At 73.4% G+C, this 23,962-nt stretch carries 20 protein-coding genes; 8 read left to right on the forward strand and 12 right to left on the reverse strand.

From position 1 onward, the window contains the following. Positions 1-99 precede the first annotated feature (99 nt). A complete protein-coding gene (locus tag ACWCYY_RS28805) occupies positions 100-1,878 on the reverse strand; it encodes a hypothetical protein (protein ID WP_449797693.1) in 1,779 nt (592 codons plus the stop codon). 171 nt (positions 1,879-2,049) lie between these two features. On the opposite strand from ACWCYY_RS28805, the gene ACWCYY_RS28810 reads away from it, so the two are divergent. The 3 genes from ACWCYY_RS28810 (at position 2,050) to ACWCYY_RS28820 (ending at position 4,930) form a co-directional block, all read left to right on the forward strand. After that, positions 2,050-2,568 carry a DinB family protein gene (locus ACWCYY_RS28810; protein WP_345286687.1) on the forward strand — a complete coding sequence of 173 codons (519 nt, stop codon included), beginning with the start codon at positions 2,050-2,052 and terminating at the stop codon, positions 2,566-2,568. Positions 2,569-2,612: 44 nt separating this feature from the next. Beyond that, the gene (locus tag ACWCYY_RS28815; RefSeq protein WP_345286685.1) at positions 2,613-4,292 is read left to right on the forward strand and encodes a DUF885 domain-containing protein; all 1,680 of its coding nucleotides are present in this window, start codon (positions 2,613-2,615) and stop codon (positions 4,290-4,292) included. A 206-nt stretch (positions 4,293-4,498) separates the two neighbouring features. Beyond that, on the forward strand, positions 4,499-4,930 hold the full coding sequence (locus ACWCYY_RS28820; RefSeq protein ID WP_345286683.1) for a hypothetical protein: 432 nt from the start codon (positions 4,499-4,501) through the stop codon (positions 4,928-4,930). Here the strand turns inward: ACWCYY_RS28820 and ACWCYY_RS28825 are convergent. Genes ACWCYY_RS28825 through ACWCYY_RS28865 form a run of 9 tightly spaced genes read right to left on the reverse strand, consistent with a single transcriptional unit; the run spans position 4,920 to position 16,376 of the window. After that, positions 4,920-6,500: an amylo-alpha-1,6-glucosidase gene (locus ACWCYY_RS28825; protein ID WP_449797694.1), complete on the reverse strand. Its 1,581-nt coding sequence runs from the start codon at positions 6,498-6,500 to the stop codon at positions 4,920-4,922. The genes ACWCYY_RS28820 and ACWCYY_RS28825 overlap by 11 nt on opposite strands. Before the next feature lie 2 nt (positions 6,501-6,502). Then, entirely contained in the window at positions 6,503-7,336 is an 834-nt protein-coding gene (locus ACWCYY_RS28830) for a carbohydrate ABC transporter permease (protein ID WP_345286679.1), read from the reverse strand. A gap of 7 nt (positions 7,337-7,343) precedes the next feature. Next, entirely contained in the window at positions 7,344-8,294 is a 951-nt protein-coding gene (locus tag ACWCYY_RS28835) for a carbohydrate ABC transporter permease (RefSeq protein ID WP_449797695.1), read from the reverse strand. After that, entirely contained in the window at positions 8,291-9,601 is a 1,311-nt protein-coding gene (locus ACWCYY_RS28840; RefSeq protein ID WP_449797696.1) for an ABC transporter substrate-binding protein, read from the reverse strand. Before ACWCYY_RS28840 ends, ACWCYY_RS28835 begins: the two co-directional genes overlap by 4 nt. A gap of 53 nt (positions 9,602-9,654) precedes the next feature. After that, positions 9,655-10,404: an SDR family NAD(P)-dependent oxidoreductase gene (locus tag ACWCYY_RS28845; RefSeq protein WP_449797697.1), complete on the reverse strand. Its 750-nt coding sequence runs from the start codon at positions 10,402-10,404 to the stop codon at positions 9,655-9,657. Further along, positions 10,401-11,498: an ATP-NAD kinase family protein gene (locus ACWCYY_RS28850; RefSeq protein ID WP_345286669.1), complete on the reverse strand. Its 1,098-nt coding sequence runs from the start codon at positions 11,496-11,498 to the stop codon at positions 10,401-10,403. The genes ACWCYY_RS28845 and ACWCYY_RS28850 overlap by 4 nt, the downstream gene beginning before the upstream one ends. After that, entirely contained in the window at positions 11,495-13,051 is a 1,557-nt protein-coding gene (gcvPB, locus tag ACWCYY_RS28855) for an aminomethyl-transferring glycine dehydrogenase subunit GcvPB (protein ID WP_449797698.1), read from the reverse strand. The genes ACWCYY_RS28850 and gcvPB overlap by 4 nt, the downstream gene beginning before the upstream one ends. Next, complete coding sequence (gene gcvPA / locus ACWCYY_RS28860; protein ID WP_345286665.1) at positions 13,048-14,409, reverse strand: aminomethyl-transferring glycine dehydrogenase subunit GcvPA; 1,362 nt, start codon at positions 14,407-14,409, stop codon at positions 13,048-13,050. The genes gcvPB and gcvPA overlap by 4 nt, the downstream gene beginning before the upstream one ends. 8 nt (positions 14,410-14,417) lie before the next feature. Then, positions 14,418-16,376, reverse strand: coding sequence for a beta-galactosidase (locus ACWCYY_RS28865; RefSeq protein ID WP_449797699.1), 1,959 nt, complete (start codon positions 16,374-16,376; stop codon positions 14,418-14,420). A 107-nt stretch (positions 16,377-16,483) separates the two neighbouring features. Between ACWCYY_RS28865 and ACWCYY_RS28870 the strand changes: the two genes are divergently transcribed. The 5 genes from ACWCYY_RS28870 (at position 16,484) to ACWCYY_RS28890 (ending at position 22,547) form a co-directional block, all read left to right on the forward strand. Further along, positions 16,484-17,128 (forward strand): GntR family transcriptional regulator, encoded by a 645-nt coding sequence (locus ACWCYY_RS28870; protein ID WP_345286661.1) that lies wholly within the window; start codon positions 16,484-16,486, stop codon positions 17,126-17,128. 144 nt (positions 17,129-17,272) lie between these two features. Further along, a complete protein-coding gene (locus ACWCYY_RS28875) occupies positions 17,273-20,059 on the forward strand; it encodes an AAA family ATPase (RefSeq protein ID WP_449797700.1) in 2,787 nt (928 codons plus the stop codon). Positions 20,060-20,120: 61 nt separating this feature from the next. Further along, positions 20,121-20,711, forward strand: coding sequence for a PadR family transcriptional regulator (locus tag ACWCYY_RS28880; protein ID WP_449797701.1), 591 nt, complete (start codon positions 20,121-20,123; stop codon positions 20,709-20,711). 190 nt (positions 20,712-20,901) lie between these two features. Continuing rightward, the gene (locus ACWCYY_RS28885; RefSeq protein WP_449797702.1) at positions 20,902-22,089 is read left to right on the forward strand and encodes an FAD-dependent monooxygenase; all 1,188 of its coding nucleotides are present in this window, start codon (positions 20,902-20,904) and stop codon (positions 22,087-22,089) included. A gap of 131 nt (positions 22,090-22,220) precedes the next feature. Continuing rightward, positions 22,221-22,547 (forward strand): ribosomal protein L7/L12, encoded by a 327-nt coding sequence (locus tag ACWCYY_RS28890; RefSeq protein WP_449797703.1) that lies wholly within the window; start codon positions 22,221-22,223, stop codon positions 22,545-22,547. On the opposite strand, the gene ACWCYY_RS28895 is transcribed toward ACWCYY_RS28890, so the two are convergent. Both ACWCYY_RS28895 and ACWCYY_RS28900 read right to left on the reverse strand, forming a co-directional pair. After that, on the reverse strand, positions 22,504-23,262 hold the full coding sequence (locus tag ACWCYY_RS28895) for a DUF6928 family protein (RefSeq protein WP_449797704.1): 759 nt from the start codon (positions 23,260-23,262) through the stop codon (positions 22,504-22,506). The genes ACWCYY_RS28890 and ACWCYY_RS28895 overlap by 44 nt on opposite strands. A 52-nt stretch (positions 23,263-23,314) precedes the next feature. Continuing rightward, entirely contained in the window at positions 23,315-23,875 is a 561-nt protein-coding gene (locus ACWCYY_RS28900; protein WP_449797705.1) for a dihydrofolate reductase family protein, read from the reverse strand. Positions 23,876-23,962 lie beyond the last annotated feature (87 nt).

Consider the following 23,962-nt stretch of genomic DNA (forward strand, 5'->3'; position numbering starts at 1 on the left):
GCTTGTCCGGCCTGCCGCCGACCTCCGAACGGCGAAAGCCGCAGCCCGCGCACCCCGGCCGACGCGGCCTCACCGGAAGGCCCACCGTCAGCGGAAGCGTCAGAGGAAGCGGACCTGGGGCGGTTCGCCGGTGGAGACGGAGAGCCGGCCCTGCTGGAGTTGGACGTCGCAGCCGCGGATCAGGACGCCGTACTCCTTGGTGAGCGAGAGGCCGCCCTTGCCCGAGTTGGCGCCGATGCCGCGTTCGAAGGTGACCCACTGCTTGAACTCGTTGATGCCGTGGAAGAGGATCCGGTCGGGGAGGGTCGTGAACAGCCGCTCGCCCTCGTGGCTGAGCTTCATGCCGCCGCCGACGGTGAGCAGGCCCTTCACCGCGGCGCCGTCGGTCTTCAGCTCGTTGAGGTCGGCCACGCCCGCCGAGACCGTGCCCCAGTCCTGCCCGCCGTCCCGCCGGACGTTGATCCCGGAGCGGGGGAACTCGATCCAGCCGTCCGCCTTGTCGCGGCCCTGCACCCACTTGGTGTTGACCCCGTTGAGGTCGGCCTTGTCGGCGGCGACCACGCCCCACTCCTGGCCGCCGTCCTTGCGGACGTTGATCCCGGCGCCCGGGAAGTCGACCCAGCCGTGGCCGGCCGTGCGGTCGCCGACCCACTTGGTGTCGACCCCGTTCACCTCGACCCGGTCCCCGCTGAGGACGCCCGACTCCTGGCCGCCGTCGCGGTGGACGTTGATCCCGGTGTCGGGGAAGCTGGTCCAGCCATGGCCGGCCGTGCGGTCACCGACCCACCGGGTGTCGACGCCGTCCACCGAGATCTGCTCGGCGGTCACCACGCCCCGGTCCTCCCCCGGGCCGTGCAGGACCTCGATCCCGGAGTCCGGGAAGCGGATCCACCCCGATTCGGTCGTGAGCCCCTTGACCGTCCCGGTGCGCACGTCCCGCGCCTCGACCGTCCCGGCCGACACCGTCCCCCGGCCGCCGGAGCGGTCGTCGACCCGGATGCCGTCCGCCGTGAAGACGGTCCGGCCCCGGTCCTTGCCGCCCTCGATCCACGGGGTGCGCGTGCCGCTCTCGAACTCCGGGACCAGCGCGTGGACCGTGGTGGTGAGGAAGTACCCTTGCTGCGGCTGGCCGTTGAGGCTGGTCCCGGCGATCAGCGTGTACGTGCTGCCGCGCTTGGGCACCGGGACGGGCGCGGCTCCCGGGGTGGGCCAGAGGTAGGGCTGGTCGACGACCGGCTGGCCGGCCGCCGCCCCGAGGGCGACCGGCACCGTCTTCCCGTCCGGGAAGCGGATCCAGTAGTCGAGGTTGCTCGGCCCGTCCCACTCCAGCTCGACCTGGGCGCCCTCCGGCAGGAGGGCCAGCCGGGGACGGAAGTTGCGCGGGGTGCGCGGCGCCTGCTTGACCAGCGCCAGCGTGGTGACGAAGACGTCCGTCGGCATGGCCGCCGACCCGTCCCCGCCGCCGGTCCGCTCGCTGAGCGTCAGCCGGACCAGCCCGCCGCCCGCCGTGACGGGGACGTTCTCCAGCTTCAGGACGAGCGACTGCTGCCCGGGGAAGACCTGCTTGCTGCCGGGCCTGGTGGGGTGCTGGGCGCGGAAGGCCCGGGCGTCCTCGTCCCAGGCGAAGGCCGGGTCCTCCGTGTCCCAGGGCGTGCTCCAGCTCGGGGTGGCGCTCGGCCGGATCGCCGCGCGGTCGTCCGTCAGGTCCTCGGGGCCGGAGCCCACCGGGATCGCCAGGTCGACGTACCGCCACTCCACTTCCTCCTGGTGGGTGTTGGAGACGACCACGTACACCGTCCCCACGGACGGCCTTCCGTCGGAGGACGCCTGGAGGGACGTCGGGTCGGTGAGGATCTCGTAGTGCAGGAGAGACGGCACGGCGGGGACTCCCTACCTCGGATGTGCACACGGTGCGGATGCCAACGGCCCTACTGACAGTAGGAGTTCGCGGCCCACACCGACCTGGCGAACCCGAAGGCCTGGCCCGAACCGCACCTCCTCTGGCCGACCGCCACCCCTTCCGGCCGGCCGGGGTGGCAGACTCGGCCCATGAGCGATCACCTGCCCGAGCCGGACACCCAACTCTCCGACCCCACCGAGCTGTTGCTCGGCTATCTGGACTACTACCGGTCCGCCGTCGACGCCAAGTTCGCCGGCCTGCCGGAGGCGGAGCTGCGCGCCTCCCTGCTCCCCTCCGGCTGGAGCGCGCTGGAACTGCTCAAGCACCTGGCGCACATGGAGCAGCGCTGGATCCGCTGGGCCTTCCAGGGCGAGCGGCTCGCCGCCCCCTGGGGCGACCGCGGCCCGGACGACCGCTGGCGGGTCGGCCCGGAGGAGACCGTCCAGGAGCTGCTCGCCGCCCTGCACGCAGGCGGGGAGCACACCCGCAAGGTGGTCACGGGCACCCCGCTGGCCACCCATGCCACCCCGGGCGGCCGCTTCCCGGACGACGGGACGCCGCTGCCCACCCTGGGCTGGATCCTCTTCCACGTCCTCCAGGAGTACGCCCGCCACGCCGGCCACCTGGACGTCGTCCGCGAGCTGACCGACGGCCGCACCGGGGAGTAGCGGAACGGCCGGACGGCCGGGGAGAGTTGGGCGAGGATGGCGGCATGGCAGACGAAACGATCACCACCGCCCGCGCCATCGCCGACCGCCACCTCGACCGGGTGGCCACCCAGGATCCGCTGGTGGCCGCCTGGTTGGGGCTCCACCCCGGGGACGACCGGCAGCCGGACCTCTCCCCGGAGGGCTTCGAGGACCGGGCCGACAGCGCCCGGCACACCCTGGCCGCCCTGGCCGCGGCCCCCGCCCCCTCCACTCCTGCGGACCGCAACTGCGCGGGCCTCCTCCGGGACCGCCTCTCCGCCGAACTGGCCCTGCACGAAGCCGGGGAGAACTACCGTCAGCTCCGCAACATCGGCGCCCACGTCCACCAGGTGCGCGACGTCTTCACCTTCATGCCCACCGCCACGGAGGAGGACTGGGCCGTGGTGGCCGGCCGGCTGCGCACGCTGCCCGGCGCACTCGACGGCTACCGCGCCACCCTCGGCGAGGGGATCTCCCGGGGCCTGCTCGCCGCACCCCGGCAGGCCGGCTCGGTGGTCGAACAGCTCACCGCCTGGACCGGGGAGGCCACCGGCTCCGACGGCTGGTTCGCCGACTTCGTCGCACCGGCCCCGGAGCGGCTGGGCGAGGAGCTGACGGAGGCGGCCCGTGCGGCCACCGCAGCCGTCGCCGGGTTCCGCGACTGGCTGCGCGACACCTACGCGCCGGCCACCGAGGGCACGCCGGACGCCGTCGGCCGGGAGCGCTACCGCCTGGCGGTCCGTCACCACGCGGGCGCGGACCTCGACCTGGACGAGGCGTACGCCTGGGCCTGGGCGGAGTTCCACCGGACGGCCGCCGAGATGCGGGCCGAGGCCGCGCGGGTGCTGCCAGGCGCCGGGGTCCTGGAGGCGGTGGACCACCTGCACCGGCACGGCCACGCGGTCGAGGGCGAGGAGGCGGTCCGGGAGTGGCTCCAGCAGGTGATGGAGGAGGCGGTCACCGCGCTGGACGGGACCCACTTCGACATCACCGGACCGCTGCGCCGGGTGGAGTCCCACCTGGCCCCGGCCGGCAGCGCCGCCGCCCCGTTCTACTCCGCACCCAGCCTGGACTTCAGCCGCCCGGGCCGGACCTACCTGCCCACCCTGGGCCGGACGGTCTTCCCGACCTGGCACCTCGTCACCACCTGGTACCACGAGGGCGTCCCGGGCCACCACCTCCAACTCGCCCGGTGGACCGAGCTGGCCGGCGAGCTGAGCCGCTACCAGACCACCTACGGGCGGGTGAGCGCCAACATCGAGGGCTGGGCGCTGTACGCGGAGCGGCTGATGGACGAGCTCGGCTTCTTCGAGGACCCGGCGCACCGGCTCGGATTCCTGGACGAGCAGATGCTGCGCACCATCCGGGTGATCATCGACATCGGCATGCACCTGGGCCTCACGATCCCCGCCGACTCGGGCTTCCACCCCGGCGAGCGGTGGACGCCGGAGCTGGCGACCGCGTTCATGGCCGCGCACAGCGGCACCCCGGCCGGGAAGCGGGACAGCGAGATCGTCCGCTACCTCGGCTGGCCCGGCCAGGCCATCGGCTACAAGCTCGGCGAGCGGGTCTGGCTCCGGGGCCGGGAGGAGGCCCGCCGCCGGCAGGGCGCGGCCTTCGACCTCAAGGCCTGGCACACCGCGGTGCTCTCCCAGGGCTCGCTCGGCCTGGACGACCTCGCGCAGCAGCTCGGCACCCTCTAGACCGAACCGGCCCGCCCAGCCAGCACCAGCCCGACCCACCCCGGCCAGAACCGCCCAGCACCGGTCCGCCCAGCACCGGTCCGCCCCGCCGTCCGACCCGGCCCCCGTCGGACGGCGGGCCGGACCAGGACCAGGGGGTGACGTGGCCCACCGGGCCGGGTGCGAAAGTATGACGAAATGCACCGAAGAGAACGCCAGGAGACATCATGACCGAACCGGACCTGCCCCCGGTCGCCGCGAGCCTGCCCGAGGCCGTGCGCGTGGCCCTGGCCGGAACCCCGGCCGGTGCCGCGACGGTCCGGCTGCCCGCCGGTCTGCCGGAGGTCGCCGTGGCCCAGCCGGAGCTGGACCGTCTCCTCACCGTCCTCGTCGAGCAGGCGCTGCGCCGCAACCCGCCGTGGGCGAAGGCCTCCGTCACCGCCTACCGGACCGGAGCGGGCGAGACCGAGGTCCGGATCGCCGACGGCGGCCCGGCCGTCCCGGACGAGGCGATGTACTGGGCCTTCGCCCAGGGCCACCTCCGGGACGCCGGCTGGGCGGCCCTGCGCGAGACCCCCGGCCTGCGCTTCGCCGTCGAGAACACCGGTGCCGGCCGCACGGTGGTGCTCACCCTCCCCCTCGTGGCGGTCACGGTCTGACCGACCCGCCCGCCGCGAGGTCCACGAACAGTGCCGCCGACCAGCCGAAGCCGCTGGTGGCGCGCGGGGCGCGGGCGCCGGTCAGCGGGTTCCAGTACTCGTAGAGGCCGCCCGCGTCCCGGACCATGGCCAGGGTGCGGCGGCGCAGCTCCGCCGCCGTCCCGGCGAAGCCGGAGCGCTCCAGCCCCTCCGCCAGCAGGTAGTTGACGTTCAGCCAGACCGGTCCGCGCCACATCGCGTCGGGGTCGAAGGCCGGGTCGTCGAAGGCCACGGTGGGCACGGGGTACCGGCCCCAGTAGGAGGGCGAGCGCAGGGTCCGTTCCAGCTGCGCCGCCACCGCCCCCGGGAGCCGCCCGGTGAAGAGCGGCATCAGGTCGAGCGCGGTGCGCACCCGTACCGGCGCCCCGTCGGACAGGGTGCGGAAGCCGCTGCCGTCCCAGCGCCTGGCGAGCATCGACTCCAGGTGCGCGGAGGCCCGTTCGCGCCAGCGGGCGGCCTCCCCGGCCAGGCCGATCGCCTCGGCGATGTCGGCCAGCCGGTCGGCCTGGTGGATCAGGTAGGAGTTGAGGTCCGGGGGTTCGGCGCGCGGGCCGTAGTCCCAGACGGGGCTGTCGTCGAGGCCGGAGGAGTACGGGTGGAGGTACTCGGGCAGGCCGTCGCCGTCCGGGTCCGAGGCGGTGAACCACCACTCGTGGGCGCGGACCAGCTTGGGGTAGACCTCGGCGAGGAACTCCCGGTCCGGGTCGGCCCGGTGGACCTTCCAGACCGCCCAGGCGGTGAGCGGGGGCTTGGTCACCGGCACCGGGCCGGCCGGCATCCCCGTTCCGTTGGCCCGGCCGACGTGCTCGCCCAACCGGGCCAGGTCGGACCGGGGCAGGTCCGTGGTCTCCGCCAGGACGCCGAAATCGTGCACCACGTCAGGCAGTTGACCATCCGGCAACTGATGGTCGAGGAGCAGCAGGATCTGGTCCCGGGCCAGCGCCGGCGAGGCGTGTCGGAGGGCGACGGCGTGGAAGAGCGCGTCCCAGTTCCACACGCCCAGGTAACCGTACTTGGAGGGGACCAGCCCCTCCCTGCCGCCGATCGGGAGCAGGTTGACGGCCAGCGTCCACCAGGCCATCCGGGTCCGCTCCGCCAACTCCTCCGGCACCTCGGGCATCAGCGCGAACCACTCCGCCCAGCACCGCTCGGCCGCCGCCCGGACCCGGTCGGCCGCCCACTCCCCCTCCGGGCCCACCAGGACGTGGCACCCGGTCAGTTCGACCGAGCGTGCCGTCCCCCCGGGCAGCCGCCAGGAGGCCGACCCGCCCTGCCCGGCGAGCACCAGGGTGGACGGATCGGCGAACAGCAGCTCGGCCCCGCCCTCGAACCGCACCGCCACCGGGTCCGCCGAGACCACGGGCAGCGCCCGCCCCCCGGCGTCCCGGACCACCAGCCGGGACAGCTCCACCGCCAGCGGCGCCTCGTACTCGGCCCGGGCCACCCTCAGCCCGTCCTCCTCCAGGAGCACCAGTAGCCGCGAGCCCCGTTCGGTGAACGGCCGCTCCACCAGGTCGAGTTCCACGTACACGCTCAGCGCCCCCCGAGGCCGGACTCGGCCATGCTGTTGAGGATCTTGCGCTGACCGATCAGGAAGGCGATCAGCATCGGCAGCACCGTCATCGCCGACAGCGCGGCGGTCAGCCCGTAGTCCAGGCCTCCCTTGGCGGAGTTGAAGGAGTCCAACAGCAGCGGCACGGTGAAGAGTTCGGGGCTGTTGAGGAAGATCAGCGGGAAGAAGTAGCTGTTCCAGCTGCCCAGGAAGACGATGATGCCCAGCGTCCAGAGCCCCGGCCGGATGTTGGGCAGGATGATCCGCCAGAAGATGGTCCACCGGCCCGCCCCGTCGATCCGGGCGGCGTCCTCCAGCTCGACCGGGACGGCCCGGATGAACTGCCGCAGCAGGAACACCGCGAACGGGTTGGCGATCGCCGGCAGGATCAAGGCCAGGTGGGAGTCGATGAGCTGGAGCTTGGCCAGCATGATGTAGAGCGGCACCACGATGACCTGGGAGGGCACCATCTGGGTGGCCAGGAAGAGCCCGAAGACCGGGCCCGAGCCGCGGAACGGGATCCGGGCGAAGGCGTAGGCCGCCATGGCGCCGGTGAGCAGGGTGGCCACCACGGTCACGGCCGCGATGTACATGCTGTTCCAGTAGGCCTGCCCGAGCGGGACGGCCCGCAGCACGTCGGCGTAGTTCTCCGGCCGCCACGGGTCGGGCAGCCAGGCCAGCGGCTCGTTGATCATCTGCTGCACCCCCTTGAAGGAGGTGAGCAGCATCCAGACGAACGGGAAGATCATCAGCAGGCCGCCGAGGGTGAGGCCCACGTGCAGCAGCACCTGCTTGCGGAAGCGGAGGGTCGTCATCGCGGCCTCACGACTCGTAGTGGACGAAGCGCTTCTGCGCCTTGAACTGGAGGGCCGTCACCAGCAGCGTCAGTGCCAGCAGGAGCAGCGCCGCCGCGCTGGAGAGCCCGAAGTGGAACTCCCGGAAGCCCTGTTGGTAGACCTTGTAGACGATGGTCTGGGCACCCTCGTTGTGGTCCGGGTTCACCAGCACGTAGACCAGGTCGAAGGCCTGGAAGGAGCTGATCACCGAGACCACGACCGTGAAGAAGACGGTCGGCGAGAGCAGCGGCAGGGTGACGGAGCGCAGGGTCTGCCAGGGGCCTGCGCCGTCGATCCGGGCCGCCTCCAGCAGGTTGGCGGGGATGGTGGCGAGCCCGGCCAGGAAGATCACCACGTTCAGCCCCAGCGAGGACCAGACCGTCACCACCGCGATGGCGGGGACCACCCAGACCGGGTCCTCCAGCCAGTTCGGCAGGGTGACCCCGAGCAGCTGGTGCGCGGTGCCGTTCAGGATGCCGTCGGTGCCGCTGCCCAGGATGATCTGCCACAGCACCGAGACGGCGACCGAACTGGTCACCACCGGAAGGAAGTAGACCACCCGGTAGACCGTCCGGCCGCGCACCCCGTGCAGGGCGAGCGCCAGCAGCAGCGCCAGCACCAGCCCGCCCGGCACGGTGATCAGGCCGATCTTGACGGTGTTCCAGACCGCCTTGCCGAAGTACGGATCGGTGAGCAGGGCACCGTAGTTGTCGAAGCCGACCCAGCTCGCGTCGCCCAGCCCGTTCCAGTCCAGGAAGGAGAGCACCACGGCGAAGCCCAGCGGACCGACCAGGAAGACCAGCAGGCCCAGGAGTTGGGGCCCCAGGAAGAGCAGAGCCCACCGGCGGTCCCGCCGCCGCCAGAGCGGCTCGCGGCCGCTCCCGGCGTCGGCGCGGCGGGACCGGTCCCGTGCGGGTGCCTCGGCGACGGCACTCACCCTTGCTTGCCCTTCATGCCGTCCACCAGGGTCTGCAGCTCGGTGAGCCCCTGGTCCAGGCCCACCTTGCCCTCCCAGATCTTCATCAGCTGGTCGTTGATGGCCTTGGTCAGACCCGGAACGGCCACCTCCTCCGGGTAGTTGGCGAAGCCGTTGTCCCGGGCGTCCAGGAAGGTCTTCACGTGGGCGGGGTAGTTCCCCTCCGTCACCAGCTCGTCCGCGCCCTTGACCGAGGGGACGGCGGTGCCGCCCTTGAGCCGCAGTGCCTGGCCCTCCTTGGAGACGAACTCGGTGAGGAAGGTGAACGCCTCCTTCGGGTGCGCGCTGTCCTTGTTGATCGCCAGGTAGGAGGCGGCCACCGCGCTCGGGATCGGCTGCCCGTCCACCGAGGGGAACGGCACGATGTCGTAGTTGGCCAGGTCGCCGCCCTTCTTGACGCTCTCGGCCACCCAGCGCCCGCCCGCGTAGAAGCCGGCCTTGTGCTTGACGAACTGGGTGCCCGGTCCGTTGCCCTCCGGCAGCAGGTCGGCCGAGGCGAAGGTCTTGTCCTTGTACCCGTCGGCCAGCACCTTGAAGGCCTGACGGGCCTTCGGGTCGCTCGGCGCGACGAACTTCCCGCCGTCCCAGACCTTGCCGCCGAACCCGTTCACCAGGCTGTAGGTGGAGCCGTACCAGTTCCAGAAGATCGAGCCGTACTTGTCGGCCGCCTTGAGCTTGGCGTTCATGTCGAGGTAGGTGGCCATGGTCCACTTCCCGGCCTGGCTGAGCGCCGCCGGGTCCTCGGTGATGCCGGCCTCGGCCAGCGCCTTCTTGTCGTACCAGAGCACCTCGGGGTTGGTGTCGTTGGGCACGCCGTAGGTGACGCCGCCCTTCTTCGCCCCGCCGTAGATGCCCTCGAAGAAGTCGGCGGGCTTGCTCCTGCTGTCCGGTCCGGCCAACTGCTGGTCCAGCGGGGCGAGTACGCCGTCCGCGACCAGCTTGCCGATGAAGTCGTCGCCGACGTAGAAGACGTCGGGTGCGGTCTTCGAGGTGAGCTGGGTGAGCAGCTTGGGGTTGTAGTCCTCGTAGGAGGCGACCGGCTCGAACTTGAGGGTGATGTTCGGGTGCTTCTTGGTGAAGTCGTCGGTGAAGGCCTTGAAGACGTCCAGGTCCTCGGCCGAACCCCAGGTGGACCAGCGGATGGTGACCTTGCCGTCCTTGGAGTCGGAGGATCCCAGGGCGCCCGAGCCGCCGGAGCCGCTGCACGCGGACACGGTGAGCGCGGTGGTGACGGCGATGGCGAGCAGTGCGGTTCTTCTGCTGAACACGGACATCGGTGCTCCCGATCGTGGGGGGGTGTTGAGGGTGGGTGGAGCGAGGTTCAGGCGAGGCCGCCGCCGTCCACCAGGAGGGCGGAGCCGGTCATGTAGCTGCTGGCGTCACTGGCCAGGAAGAGCACCGCATTGGCGATCTCCTCGGGCGTCCCGGCCCGTCCCATCGGCCGGTCGTGCGCGTCCTTCTCGAACACCGCCCACTCCTCCTGGAGTTGGCGGGCCTCCTCGCGCAGCATCGGGGTCTCGGTGTCGCCGGGGTTGACCGAGTTGACCCGGATGCCGGCCGCCGCGTGGTCAATCGCCAGAGCGCGCGTCATGTTGACCACGGCGGCCTTGGAGGCGCAGTAGACCAGCGCCTGGGCGCCGCCCTTCATGCCCCAGCCGGAGCCGGTGTTGACGATGGAGCCGCCCTCGGTCATGGCCGGGATGGCGAAGCGGCACATCAGGTAGACCGAGCGGACGTTGACCGCCATCACCAGGTCCCAGTCGTCCACGCCGATCTCCAGCGCGGTCTGGCGGCGGGTGATCCCGGCGTTGTTGAAGAGCACGTGCAGCCCGCCGTAGGTCTCCACCGCGATGGTGACGACCCGTCGGCAGTCGGTCTCCGAGGAGACGTCGACCCGCACCGCGGTGGCCCGGCCGCCGGCCGCCTCGATCTCGCGGACCACCGCGGTGGCGTCCGCCAGGTCGGCGATCACCACGGCCGCGCCCTCAGCGGCGAACAGCTTGGCGGTGGCCCGCCCGATCCCGGAGGCCCCGCCGGTGACGATCGCGACCTTGTTCTGCAGGGTGTTCATAGATCCTCACTTGCTGACTGGATGCGGTACACCACGGATTCGCGGTGTCCGGTGACCACCCGGGCCGGGCCGCTGAGCGCGGCGTCGGCCAGCGGGTCCCCGCTGTCGACGAGCAGCGGGCGGCCGCCGAGCGCGGCGAGCTTCTGCTGGGTGGCGAGCACGGTGATCCCGGCCAGCCGCTCCAGCACCCGCGGGCTGAACTGCTGGTTGCCCCGCCCGATCACGAAGCCCTGCCCCCCGATGACGGAGAGCACCGCGTACGTGACCTGTGACATGGCATGGGTGAGCAAGGTCTGCTCGGTGACGTCACGGGCGAGCAGCTCCCCGTCCCGGACCAGGTCCACGCCCAGGGGCGTGAGCTCCAGACCCAGTTGACGCCCCACCTCCAGTGTGGTGGCGCCCGGCCCGAGGGCGTACGAGACCCCCGGAGCCATTCCCGCCACCACCGCGCGGGCCACCGACTCCACCGAGCCGGGCGGCGCGGCGGAGGAGCCGGTCTTGCGCCCGCTTAGCTTGGCCCGGGCGGCGGGCACCCGGAGCGTCCCGTACAGCCGGGCCCCGAGCCGGCCGGCCCGGTGGGCCTCCTCGTCCAGGTCGACCACCTCGGCCTCCAGCGTCCGCCCGTCGTACCCGGCCGCCGTCACCCCGGCGGCGAACGGGCTGACGGCGAAGCAGCCGGAGTACACCTTCACTCCGGCCGGGACGCCGAGCACCGCCCCGACGGGCCCGGCGTCCAGCACGTCCCGGGCGGTGCCGTCCCCGCCCGCGAAGAGCAGCAGGTCCACCCCGGCCAGGGCGGCCACCGCCGCCCGGGTGTCCGCCGCGCCGGTCAACTCGCCCACCTCGAAAGCCACTTCGTGCGGAATCCCGGCAGCCCGGGCACTCTCCTCCCCCATCGCGCCGGCCGCCGTGCGGACCAGCACGCCCGGCCGCCTCGCGTGCAGCGCCCGCAGCGCGGCCGCCGCCCTCTCCCCGGCCCGGGGCACCGCCCCCAGCGCCAGCGCCCTGGCCTGCACCCCGGCGCCGTCGCTGCCCTTGAGCGCGACCGCGCCGCCGAGCCCGGCCACCGGGTTGACCACCAGGCCGACGATCACCGCCGGTGCTTCCGCAGGTAGGCACGCCAGGTCGGGGCCCACTGCTCCGGGTCGTCCAGGCAGCTGCCGTCGATCCGGTGCACGGTCTGCCGGTAGGGCGCTCCCTTGACGAACTCCGGTTCGGTGCGCGCCTCTTCGGCCACGTGGGCGAGCACGGCGACGTACTCGTCCAGGTCCTCCCGGGAGTACGACTCGGTGGGCTCCAGGGTGAACGGCTCGGGCACCACGTAGGGGTGGTGGCTGGTCCAGTAGTGCAGCCCGAAGTCGGCGGCCCGGATGCCGATCTCCTCGGAGTGCACGCCGGTCTCCTCCGCCAGCTCCTGCCAGGAGTAGCGGACCTGCTCGACCCGGCGCCGCTCGGGCCACGGGACGGAGGCGCCGGGGATCTGCTTCACCTTGTGCAGCAGGTAGTTGTTGTTGAGCACCGCGGTCTCGGCCACCTCGCGCAGGCCCTCGGCACCCAGCGCCATCACCCAGGCGTAGGCCCGCACCACGTTGGGCGTCACGCCGAGGAAGGGCCGGATCTTGCCGACGCTGCTCTCCGGGGTGGTGAGCCGGTACTCCTCGCCGACCTGGTCGACGACCGGGCCCGGCAGGAAGGGCACCAGCGCCTCGGACGCCCCGCAGGCACCGGCCGCCGGGCCGCCGCAGGCGTGCGGGGTGGAGAAGGTCTTGTGCAGGTTGAAGTGGCAGAGGTCGAAGCCGGCCTCCCGGGCCCGGGTGATGCCCAGGATGCCGTTGGCGTTGGCCTGGTCGTAGCAGGCCAACCCCCCTGCCGCGTGGACGAGTTCGACGAACTCGCGGATCTTCGGGTTGAAGATCCCGGTGTCCTCGGGGTTGGTGATCAGCAGCGCGGCGGTGCGCGGGCCGACGGCGGCGCGAAGCGACTCGACGTCCGGGTAGCCGTCGGCGTCCGGCATCAGGGTGATCACCTCGTACCCGGCCACCTTGGCGCAGGCCGCGTTCGAGGGGTGCGAGAACATGGTGGTGATCACCTGGTCCCGCTGCCCCGCCTCGCCCCGGGAGGCGTGGTAGGCGCGGATCATCGCGATGTTGGCGTAGATCGCCGCCGATCCGGCCCCGGGCTGCAGCGAGACCCGGGCCATGCCCGAGACCTCCTTGAGGATCTGCTCCAGCCGCCAGTACACCTCCAGCACGCCCTGCACCGTGGACTCCGGCTGGAGCGGGTGGAGTTCGGCCACCTTCGGGTCCCGCACGAAGGTGTCGTTCACCTTCGGGCTGTACTTCATGGTGCAGGTGCCCTGGCCCACGTCGATGTTGAAGTCGGCGCCCAGGGTCTCCTGGGAGAGCCGGAACCAGTGCCGGACCACCTGGTTCTGCGAGAGCTCCGGCAGTGCGGGCGGGGTCTCGCGCCTTACGCCGTCCGGGAGTTCGACCAGCGGCGCACCGGGGGCCGGGACGCCGATGCCGCGCCGACCGGGCCGGGACAGCTCGAAGACGATCTCCTCGTCCCAGCGCGCCTGGTGGAAGCGGCGCAGTGCGGGCTTGGGCGCCACCGGGAGGGAGGCGAAGGACTCTCCGTGCGAGCTCACCGGGTACCTCCGGAGGTGGCCAGGGCGTCCTTGACGGCCGCCGCGAGGATGTCGATGTCGGCGATGGCGTGCCGCTCGGTGACGCAGACCAGCAGCTCGCGCGGCCCGAGCCGGACACCGCCGAGGACGCCCCGCTCCAGCAGGGCGGCCAGCAGCGCGTCGGCGTCCGGCACCTCGATCGCGAACTCCCGGAAGTGGATGGCCTCCTGGTGGCGCACCACCGCCCCGGCACCGGCCAGCGCGGTCATCGCGTACCGGGTGCGGGCCAGCACCGTCTCGCCCAGCTCGCGCATCCCCTGCGGGCCCATCAGCGCCAGGTAGACCCCGGCGGTGATGCCCCACAGCGCGGCGGCCGTGCCGACCCACTCCTTGCCCTCCTCGCGCAGCGCGAAGGAGGTGCGGTCGTAGAAGACGTCGCCGAAGCCGTACTCGCCCTCCACCGCCGTCGGCGCGATGCCGAACAGGCGGGACGGGTACTCGGCCACCAGTCGCTGCTCGTCCCGGCTGGCGATGAAGCCGGCCTGGCCGCCGCCGTACTGCTGGTGCATGCCCAGCGACTGGATGTCCCCGCAGACCAGGTCGGCCCCGTAGCTCGCGGGCGGGGCCAGCACACCGAGCGAGACCGGGTCCGTGCCGACCACCAGCAGCGCACCCACCGCGTGGGCCTGCTCGGCGAGTTGGCGGCCCTTGGTCTCCACCACGCCGTAGACGTTCGGGGTCTCCAGGTAGAGCGCCGCGAAGCTCTCGTCGAGGGTGAGCTCCCCGAGCTCGCCGGAGTCGGCGACCGGGGCGAGCACCACGTCAAGGTCGGGCGCCAGGTAGTCGCGGATCTTGGCCAGCTTGTCGGCGGCCACCGCACCGCTGACCAGCACCCGGCTCCGCCCGGTGTAGCGCGCGGCCATCCGCAGCGCCGTCCCGGCGGCCTGGTAGCCGTCGTAGGTGGGGACGTTGACCACGTCCATCTCCAGCAGCTCGGCCATCAGCGAGACGTACTCGAAGAGGGCCTGGAAGCGGCCGTGGTCCTCGTAGGGCTCGCCCGCGTAGGCGGTGAGGAACTCGCCGCGGCCGTTCACCTCGTCGCAGACCGCGGGGACGTGGTGCGGGTAGCAGCCGTGGCCGAGGAAGCTCAGCAGCTCGGTGGTGTCGGCGTTGCGGGCCAGCAGGCCGCGGACGTGCCGCACCAGGCCCTGCTCGTCGGCGAAGGGCTCGGGCAGATCCAGCGGGCGGGCCAGCCGCAGCTCGGCGGGGATGTCGCCGTAGAACTCGGCCACGTCCGCGGCGCCGATCTCGGCGAGCATCGCCGCCCGGGCCTCGGGCCCGGCGTTGGGTATGTAGGGGTGGCTCATGGGGTGGCTCATCTCGCTCCTCAAGAGTGCTTGAGCACCACGGCGTCGTGCGCCGCGATGACGACGGTGCCGCTCAGCTGACGCCCGGTCAGCAGGTCGACGCCGTCGGTGGGCAGGCTCACGGTGGCCGGCTCGGCCCCGTGGTTGAGCAGGAACAGGTGGCCGTCGCGGCGGCAGAGTTCGACGCCCTCGGGCAGCTCGGTGCCGGTGACCCCGGCGGCGGCCAGCACCGCGTCGAGGAAGGGCGCCGGGTCCTCCGGCAGGCAGCTCAGGTAGGTGGCGGTGCCGTTCCGGGTGACAGCCGGGCGGCCGTCCAGCGGGCCGCCCCGGTAGCGGGCGAGCACCTCGGCGCCCTCGGTCTCCAGCCACTCGGTCCAGGTCGAGGCGGTGAGCCCTCGGCCGTCGGCGGTCTCGACCCGCTGGACCTCACCGTCCGGCAGCGGCCAGAACTCCTCCACCCGCACTCCGAGCAGCTCCCGCAGCGGCCCGGGTGCCCCGCCCGGGTGCACCTGGTCGTCCGCGTCGACCACGCCGCTGAACGGGCCGACCACCAACTGGCCCCGGAACGACGCCAGGTTGGCGGCCTGCTCCTCCGTGCAGAGGTAGAGGTTGGGCGCGATGACCACCCGGTAGCCGTTCAGGTCCCGCCCCGGCGGGGTGAGGTCCACCGCGATGCCCCGGGCGTGCAGCGGCGCGTACCAGGCCAGCAGCAGCTGATGCAGCTTCAGCCGGTTCGACGGTAGCGACTCCGGGGCCTCCAGCCCCCACCAGCTGTCCCAGTCCAGCACCAGCGCGACCTCGGCCCGGGTCTCCGTGCCGGCCACCCCGGCGAGCCTCCGCACGTCCGCGCCGAGCGCCACCGTCTCCCGCCACTGCCGGGTACCGGTGCCGCCGTGCGGCAGCATCGCCGAGTGGAACTTCTCCGGGCCGTACCTGGCCTGGCGCCACTGGAAGAACATCACCCCGTCCGAGCCGTGCGCCAGCGCCTGCAGGCTGTGCAGTCGCATCACGCCCGGCGCCTTCGGCACGTTGACCTCGCGCCAACTCACCGCGCCGGGCGCCGACTCCAGCAGCAGCCAGGGCTGCCGCTTGAGCGAGCGCATCAGGTCGTAGCTGAGCGCGACCTTGACGTGCGCCCTCGGGTCGGCCGGGTCCGGGTAGGCGTCGTCGGTGACCAGGTCCTCGGCCGCCGCCCACTTCCAGTAGTCCAGGTCGCGCAGCACGCTCATGAAGTTGGTGGTCACCGGGACGTCCGGGGTGACCTCCTTGAGCACCGCGCGCTCGGCCTCGAAGCAGGCCAGCAGCGCGTCGCTGGAGAACCGCCGCCAGTCCAGCAGCTGGGCCGGGTTGACCGGGCCCGGTGCCTTGCGAGGCGGCTCCAGCTGACCCCAGTCGGTGTAGTGCTGTCCCCAACAGGACGTCCCCCAGGCTGCGTTGAGCCCGTCCAGGGTGGTGTACCGGGCGCGCAGCCAGCTCCGGAAGTCACGGGCGGACTCCTCGCAGAAGCACTCGGTGGTGTGGTCGGCGTACTCGTTCCCGACGTGCCACATCACCAGCGCGGGGTGGTCCGCGTACCGCTCCGCCACGGCCCTGGCCAGCCGGACGGCGGCCGCCCGGAAGTCCGGCGAGGAGGGGCAGTACCCCTGCCGGGACCCGAACTCCAAGCGGGTGCCGGCCGCGTCCTGCGGCCGCACCTCGGGATGGAGCCGGACCAGCCAGGGCGGCGGGGTGGCGGTCGCGGTGGCCAGGTCGGCCGCGACGCCGTGCTCGTGCAGCAGGTCGAGCACCCGGTCCAGCCAGCCGAACTCGTAGACGCCGGGCGCCGGTTCGAGGCGCGACCAGGAGAAGACAGCGACGGTGGCCACGTTCACCCCCGCCTCGGCCATCAGCCGGACGTCCTCCTCCCAGACCTCCTCGGGCCACTGCTCGGGGTTGTAGTCGCCCCCGTAGAGCAGCCCCGGGACACGCGTCAGGCCCATGGATCCGACTCCCCCTCCGGCCATCCGAATTTTGTATTCAGAATACTTAGTTCAGTACTCTGCATTCGGTCAAGGGCTATGCTGAGATCCGACCGACAGGAGGCACGATGGCGATCGAACGCCGTCCGCTGCGCGAGCAGATCCGCGACGAACTGATGGAGCGGCTGACCCGTGGTGAGTTCGCCGCCGGCACCGACGTCAACGAGGCCGTCCTGGCAGCCGAGTTGGGGGTGAGCCGGACCCCGCTGCGGGAGGCCCTGATCACCCTCGCCGGTGAGGGCGTACTGGAGAGCAACCAGGGCCGCGGCTTCCGCTTCGCCCCGGTCAGCCGCCGCGAGTTCCGCGAACTGGTCGCCATCGTCGCCGCGTTGGAGTCCCTGGCACTGGAGTCCTCCGCCCCCGACTACCTCGCCGCGACCGCCCCGCGCCTGCTGGAGCTCGCCCAGGGCTTCCCCGACGCGATGGCCGAGCACGCCGTGGTCGACCGCCTCGACGACGAGTGGCACGGCCTGCTCCTCGGCGGCTGCCCCAACGGCCGCCTGCTCGACCTGCTCTCCCGCGTCAAGGCCGGCATGCGCCGCTACGAGAACCTCGTCATCCCCGAGGACCAACCGGTCGCCCGCCAGTCCGAGGAGCACTGCGAGATCGCCCGCCGCCTCCTCGACGGCGACCTCCCCGCCGCCACCACCGCCCTGCGCGCCAACTGGGTCAACGGCATGGAGCGCATGCTCGCCCACATCCCCGAGGACTGAGCCGCCCCGCCCCACCGCCCCCGCGCCGCGGCCACCCAGAAAACTCCGGCGGGCCACGGAACTTTCCTCCGAGCAGCCTGGGGGAGACGGCGCCGCACTAGGGTGGGCGCCCGTGCCGGTGCGGTCCGGACCAGGGAGGATGCCGTGCGCCCAGGCAAGTCCGTCGAGACCCCCACGCCACTCGTCGGACGGGAGGAGCTGTTCGCCGAGCTGACCGCCGCGCTGGCCGAGCCACCCGGGATCGTGGTGCTGACCGGACCGGCCGGGGCCGGGCGGAGCGCGGTGGTGGGCGAGCTGGCCCGGCGGCCGCTGCCCGGCGGGCGGCCGGTGCTGACCGGCCGGTGCGGCGGGGGCGGTCGGGGCTTCCCGCTCGGGGCGGTGGTGGACGCGCTCGCCCCCGCCGCCGAGCTGCTGCTCGGAGCCGCCCTGCCGCCGGTGACCGGGGCGCTGCACGGCCTGCTGCCGGAGCTCTCCGGACAGCTGCCCCCTCCCCCGCCCTCCGCCGAACTCCACTTGGTGTTCCGGGGGTTGACCGCCCTGCTGGCCGAGCTCCGACCCGTCCTGGTGATCGAGGACCTGCACGCCGCCGACCCCCTGACGGTCCGTCTCCTGCGCCACCTGGCGGCCCGCCCGCCCGCCACCACCCGTCTGGTACTGACCAGCCGCCGCTCCCCCGCCGCCGAACTGACCCTGGCCGGCATCCTCGCCGAGGCCCGCTGCCCGGTCACCGAACTGCCCGTCGAACCGCTCACCCCCGCCCAACTCGCCCTGCTGCCCGGCCACTCCGGCGCCCCGCTCGCCGAGGTGCTGCGCCGGACCGCCGGACTTCCCGGCCTGGCCACCGCCCTGCTGGCCGGCCCACCGGCCGCACTGCCCGACTCGCTCCCCCCGGCCGCCCGCCGCGAACTGCTCGGCCGCTTCTCCGAACTGACGCCTACCGCCCAGCAGTTGGTACGGGCGGCGGCCGTCCTCGACTCCCCCGTCACCGCCCCCACGCTGGCCGCCGTCGCCGGGCTCACCCCCGCCGAGTCCGCTGCCGCCCTGCCGCTCGCCACCGAGGCCGGACTGCTGGCCGACCACCCCGACGGCACCGTCGCCCCCGCCCACCCACTGGCCCGGACCGCCGCCGCCGAACTCACCGCCCCGGAGCACCGCCGCCGGCTCCACCTGCGCGCCGCCCGCCGGCTCCGCACCGGCCCCGACCGCGCCCCGCTCGCCGAACTCGCCCGCCACCACCGGCTGGCCGCCTCCCCGCAGTGGCCCCAGTACGCCGAAGCCGCGGCCGACGAGGCCGCCAGGGCCGGGCGCGGAGCGGAGGCCGTCGAACTGCTCGACGCGGCGGCCCGCGCCGCCACCGGCGGGCGGCGGGCCCGGCTGGCCCTCAAGCTCAGCCGGGCCGCCCTCACCGGGCGCCCGGGCCCGGGGACGGTCCCGTTCCTGCACGAGGTGCTGGCCGAGCAGCCCGCGCCCACCGCCCTCCGGGGCGAACTGCGGCTCAACACCGGCATGCTGCTGCGCAACCAGGCCGGGGCCGGGGTCGCCGGGCGGGAGGAGATCGCCGAGGCGATCCCCGACCTGACCGGGCGGCCCGAGCTGGCCGCCCGGGCGATGTCGGCGCTGGCGATCCCCTCGGTGAGCGGCTGGCCGTTCCGCCGCCACCTCCAATGGCTCGACCGCTCCCAGGAGTTGGCCACCGCCATCGGCGACGCCGACACCCGGATCGCGGTCCAGGCCAACCGGGTCAGCACCCTGATGTTCATCGCCGATCCGGCGGCCTGGACCGCCGTCCAGGAGCTGCCCGCCGAAGCGGCCTCCCCCGCCGCCCGCCTCCACCTCACCCGGGCCAACGCCAACCTGGCGCACGCCTGCGTGGTGCTCGGCCATCCGCACGCCGCCGCCCGCTTCCTGGCCCGGGTCGACGAGCTGCTCGCCGAGGGCGCCGACAGCCCCTACTACCGCGGTCTCGCCCACACCGCCCGGCTCCTCCTCGACTGGACCGGCGGCCGCTGGGAAGACCTCGACGCCCGGGCCGCCGCCGCGGCCGCGGACTACGCCGACCTCCCCGACCTGGCCGCCGAGGCCACCCTGCTGCGCGGCCTGCACGCCTTGGCCGCCGGCCGCACCGGCACCGCCCGGCAGTACCTGACCCAGGCCCAGCACACCGTCCGTCAGGACACCGGCATGGTCACCGCCGCCGCCGCCGGAGCCCTGGCCCGCCTCGAACTGGCCGCCGGCCGACCCTCCCGCGCCTGGGCGCACACCCGCCCCGCCCTCGACGCGCTGCGCCGGATCGAGGCCTGGGTCTGGGCCTCGGAGCTCGTCCCCGCCGCCGTCCAGTCCCTCGCCGCGCTCGGCGACCTCCCGGCCGCCCGCGCCCTGACCGCCGAGTTCACCGCCGGACTCGCCGACCGCGACGCCCCCGGCGCCCGGGCCGCCCTCGCCACCTGCCGCGCGCTGCTCCTCACCTCCCCCGAGCACGGCACCGAGCCCGACCCCGGCACCGACCTCTGGACCGAGGCCGAGCACGCCTGGGCCGCCGCCGACCGCCCCTACGAGCAGGCCCGCGCCCGCCTCGCCCGCGGCCGCCGCTCGCTGACCACCGGTCAGGACGCCGCCCCCGACCTGCTCGCCGCCCTCGACCGCTTCACCGCCCTCGGCGCCACCTGGGACACCACCCTCATCCGCACCCTGCTGCGCGACCACGGCATCACCCCGCCGACCCGGGGCGGCCGCCGACCCTACGGCGACACCCTCTCCCCCCGTGAGCGCGAGATCGCCGAACTCGCCGCCACCGGCCTGCGCAACGCCGAGATCGCCGAACGCCTCGTCCTCTCCCACCGCACCGTCGAGCACCACGTCGCCAACGCCATGCGCAAGCTCTCGGTCCCCTCCCGCGCCGCGCTGGCCCCGGCGCTCACCGCCGAGGGGTGACGCGGGCCCTTCCGCGCCCTATAGTCGTAGACGAGTACTCGTAGACGACTATGGAGCTGTGGTGAAGCGGCGCAAGGTTTCCAACCTCCTGGGGCTGGCGGTGCTCTCGACGCTGCTGGAGCGGCCGATGCACCCCTACGAGGTGGCCACGGTGCTGCGCTCTCGGGAGAAGGAGGCCGACATGGACATCAAGATCGGCTCCCTCTACACCGTGGTGAACAACCTCGCCCGGCACGGCTTCATCGAGGCCGCGGAGTCCGGCCGGGAGGGCGCCCTGCCCGAGCGGACGGTCTACCGGATCACCGGCGCCGGCCGCGATGAACTCGTCGACTGGGTACGGGAGTTGATCTCCACCCCGGAGCCGGAGCCCCGGCGCTTCAAGGCCGGCCTGTCGGTCTTCGCGGTGCTGGGTCCCGACCAGGCGGTGGACCTGCTGCAGGAGCGCCTGACGGCGCTGGAGCGGGGCACCGAGGCGCTGCGCGCGGCCCTGGCCGAGCACTCCGCCTTCGTGCCGCGGCTGTTCCTGGTCGAGGACGAGTACGAGATCGCCATGCGCGAGGCCGAGCAGGCGTGGGTCCGCGCACTGCTCCAGGAGTTGACGTCCGGTTCGTTCCCCGGCCTGGCCGACTGGAGGGGCTGGGAGACCGGATGAGCAAGTGGGCCCGGCGCGGTGTTGCAGCACCGCGCCGGGCCCGTCGTATCCCGAGACCGCCCACCTGGGTGGGAGAGACCGGCCGCGAGACGGCAACGGCAACACTAGCCGGACTCTCCACCAGGGCGGTACACCACGCCCCGGCGCGCACGACCGCCGAGGGCGCCGTCCGCTTGGAGAGAAGGCAGACATGAGCAAGGTACGGAGCGCGCTGGTCATCGGCGGCGGCATCGCCGGCCCGGTGACGGCGATGGCGCTGCGCAAGGCCGGCATCGACGCGACCGTGTACGAGGCCTACCCGACCCCCACCGAGGGCGTCGGCGGCACCCTGGCCCTGGCCCCCAACGGCCAGGCCGCACTCGAACTCCTCGGCCTCGCCGAGGAGGTGAGGGCGGTCGGCCTGCCGATCGTCGGCACCGCGATGGCCTTCGGGCACAAGAAGATCGACATCCCGCAGCTGGACGGCGTCGCCCCGCCGCTCCAGGTCCACCGGAACGACCTGCACCGCATCCTGTCCACGGCCGCCGCCGCACAGGGCATCCGCGTCGAGCACGGCAAGCGCCTGGCCGCCGCCGAGCAGGACGGTGCCGGAGTCACCGCGCACTTCGCGGACGGCAGCAGCGCCCGGGCGGACCTGTTGATCGGCGCCGACGGCGTCCACTCCACGGTGCGCACGCTGATCGACCCGGCCGCACCCGGCCCCCGCTTCACCGGCGTGCTCGGCTTCGAGGCCTCGGTCGAGCACCCCGCACCCGGGCCGGCCGGCCTCACCCACTTCACCTTCGGACGGCACGCCTACTACCTCTACTGGCGCGAGGCCGACGGCCGCACCCGCGTCGGCTTCAACCTGCCGCACGCCGCCCCGATGCGCCTGAGCGAGGCCCGCGAGGTCCCGGCCGAGCAGTGGCTGCGGATCCTGCGCGACACCTACGGACAGGACGTCCCCGGCGGCGCCTTCCTCGACGCACTCGAACCGGGCCGGCTGCACGCCAACGGATCGGTCTGGATCATGCCGCCCGTCCCGCACTGGCACCGCGGCCGGATGGTCCTGGTCGGTGACGCCGTCCACGCCCCGTCCAACAGCTCCGGCCAGGGCGCCTCGCTGGCGATCGAGAGCGCGGTCGAACTGGCCCGGGCCCTCCGCGACCTCCCCCTCGACCGGGCCCTGCCCGCCTACACCGCCACCCGCCGCCCCCGGGTCGAGAAGATCGCCGCCCAAGCCATGCGGGTCAACCACGTCAAGGCCCCCGGCCGCCTGACAGCCGCCGCCATGCCGATCCTGATGCGCCTCCTCATGAGAGTCGCCATGCACCCCGAACGCACCTTCGGCCCGACCCTCCGTCACACCATCGACTGGGACCGACCCGTCACCCCCTGACCCTGCCCCGGCCCTCCCACCCGGGAGGGCCGCCGGGGGTCGGGCGGCCGGCCCGCGCAGTCGTCACGACCGGGCGCCCGCTGCGGAAAACCGTTGGGCTGCCCGCAGCGGTCGCGCCTACCGTGGCGGGCATGACCGACGAGACCGTCTACGCCACGCTCGTCTGCGACGACGTCCCGCACGACCTCGTCCTGCTGGACGTCGGCCCCGCCCCGCTGGCGGTCGCGAAGGCGTACCAGCTGACGACGGGCCTCGGCCTGTGGCGCGCGAAGCAGGCCGTGACGGCTCCGCCACCGGTCCTGCTCCTCGAGTGCCTCCCCGAGGAGGACGCCCACTCGCTGGCCGCGCGGCTGACCGAGGCGGGCGCCTCAGCCGCCGCCGTGCTGTGGACCAGGGGCCGGGACGCCGCCTTGGTCACGGCAGCGGCCGCTCCACCAAGGTCCCGTCCGGGCCCATGACGTAGGTCTTCGGCGGGGGCATCGCCGCCACCCGGGCCCGGATCGCGGCCTCCAGGGCGGCGCGGTCCGGTGCCTGCGGGTCCTGTCGGCGGAAGCCGTGCAGGTGGATGTCGTCGGGGTCGAGGTCGCCTGGCTCGGGGCGGCCCTCCATGACGAAGCCGCAGAGCGCCCGGAGCGCCTCCTCCCCGAGCTCCAGCGGATGGAACGTCAGGGGGTAGGCCCGCTCCGGCGCATCCGCGATCCTCAGGCGCTCGACCGGGTGCTCCCCCGCCCAGAAGGGGTGTTCGAACGAGAGCCGCTCGCCGATGTCCTCGATGATCCCGCCGTCCGGGGAGAGGCTCAGCGAACGGACCAGCCGGCCGTCCTCCCACACCGCGAAGGCCAGCCAGTCCACCACGCTGTGCATCGCGTGCAGCACCAGCCGCCGCCCGGCGGAGGCCGCCACCAGCTCGGCCGGCAGCTGCGAGGGCCGGTCCAGCATCACCCGCTGGTCGCCGACCAGCTCCACTCCGGGCCAGCTGGCCGCGTACGCGGAGCCGTTGGGCGGGTAGACCCCCTCCCACAGCGTCGCCCCCCCGGCCTCCTCGATCTCCCAGCCCGGGTACAGCCGCCGCACCAGGGCAGCCGTCCGCTCAGGATCGGCCTCGCCCACGCCCTTCAGCAGGCCCGGCACCTCTCCGTCCGCGTACACCAGCAGACCGGTCTTGGCTCCCACGCGCCCTCCTACCTCTCCTTCTCCCGGGGAACCCTAAGCGCCACCACCGACGTCAGCGCACGACGCGGTAGGCCATGTAGACCACCTTCGACGCGAAGGTCCGGGTCTCCACCAGGTCCAGGTCGACGTGCCGCTCCGCCTGCGGGAAGAACGGGACGCCGCCGCCGACCAGGACCGGGATGACCCGGGCGCGGTACTCGTCGATCAGGTCCAGGGCGGCGGCCTCGGCCGCGAGCGTCGCTCCGCCGATGGCGATGTCCCCGTCGCCGGGCTCGGCGCGCAGGCGGGCGATCTCCTCGGCGAGGCCGCCGCCCGCGAGCCGGGTGGCGGTGCCGCGGACCTCGGTCAGGGTGCGGGAGAAGACCACCTTGCGCAGCGGGCACCACACGTCCACCCAGTCCCGCTCCGCCGGGTCGGTCACGTTCGCCGGGTCCTCCCAGTAGAGCATCGTCTCGTAGAGCCGACGCCCCATCAGGTGCACGTCCACGCCCCGCACCTCCTCGATGCAGAAGCGGAACACCTCCTCGTCCGGGTCCCCCCAGTCGAACGTGCCGTCCGGCCCGATGACGTAACCGTCCAGCGAGACGCCCATCGAGTAGGTCACCTTGCGCATCAGAAGCCCTCCTCCACAACGGACTTCGACAGTAAGGCCGGCCACCCACACAGCCTCACCCGCCACTCGCACCGCCCCCGGTTTTCT

This window comes from Kitasatospora sp. NPDC001664 (genome assembly GCF_053596675.1).

Excerpts from the sequence above, each read along its gene's own strand:
- ACWCYY_RS28885 (WP_449797702.1), top strand. The coding sequence starts at position 20,902 with ATGAGCAAGGTACGGAGCGCGCTGGTCATCGGCGGCGGCATCGCCGGC.
- ACWCYY_RS28870 (WP_345286661.1), top strand. The coding sequence starts at position 16,484 with ATGGCGATCGAACGCCGTCCGCTGCGCGAGCAGATCCGCGACGAACTG.
- ACWCYY_RS28810 (WP_345286687.1), top strand. The coding sequence starts at position 2,050 with ATGAGCGATCACCTGCCCGAGCCGGACACCCAACTCTCCGACCCCACC.
- ACWCYY_RS28815 (WP_345286685.1), top strand. The coding sequence starts at position 2,613 with ATGGCAGACGAAACGATCACCACCGCCCGCGCCATCGCCGACCGCCAC.
- ACWCYY_RS28845 (WP_449797697.1), bottom strand. The coding sequence starts at position 10,404 with ATGAACACCCTGCAGAACAAGGTCGCGATCGTCACCGGCGGGGCCTCC.
- gcvPA (WP_345286665.1), bottom strand. The coding sequence starts at position 14,409 with ATGAGCCACCCCATGAGCCACCCCTACATACCCAACGCCGGGCCCGAG.
- ACWCYY_RS28890 (WP_449797703.1), top strand. The coding sequence starts at position 22,221 with ATGACCGACGAGACCGTCTACGCCACGCTCGTCTGCGACGACGTCCCG.
- ACWCYY_RS28865 (WP_449797699.1), bottom strand. The coding sequence starts at position 16,376 with ATGGGCCTGACGCGTGTCCCGGGGCTGCTCTACGGGGGCGACTACAAC.
- ACWCYY_RS28820 (WP_345286683.1), top strand. The coding sequence starts at position 4,499 with ATGACCGAACCGGACCTGCCCCCGGTCGCCGCGAGCCTGCCCGAGGCC.
- ACWCYY_RS28900 (WP_449797705.1), bottom strand. The coding sequence starts at position 23,875 with ATGCGCAAGGTGACCTACTCGATGGGCGTCTCGCTGGACGGTTACGTC.
- ACWCYY_RS28830 (WP_345286679.1), bottom strand. The coding sequence starts at position 7,336 with ATGACGACCCTCCGCTTCCGCAAGCAGGTGCTGCTGCACGTGGGCCTC.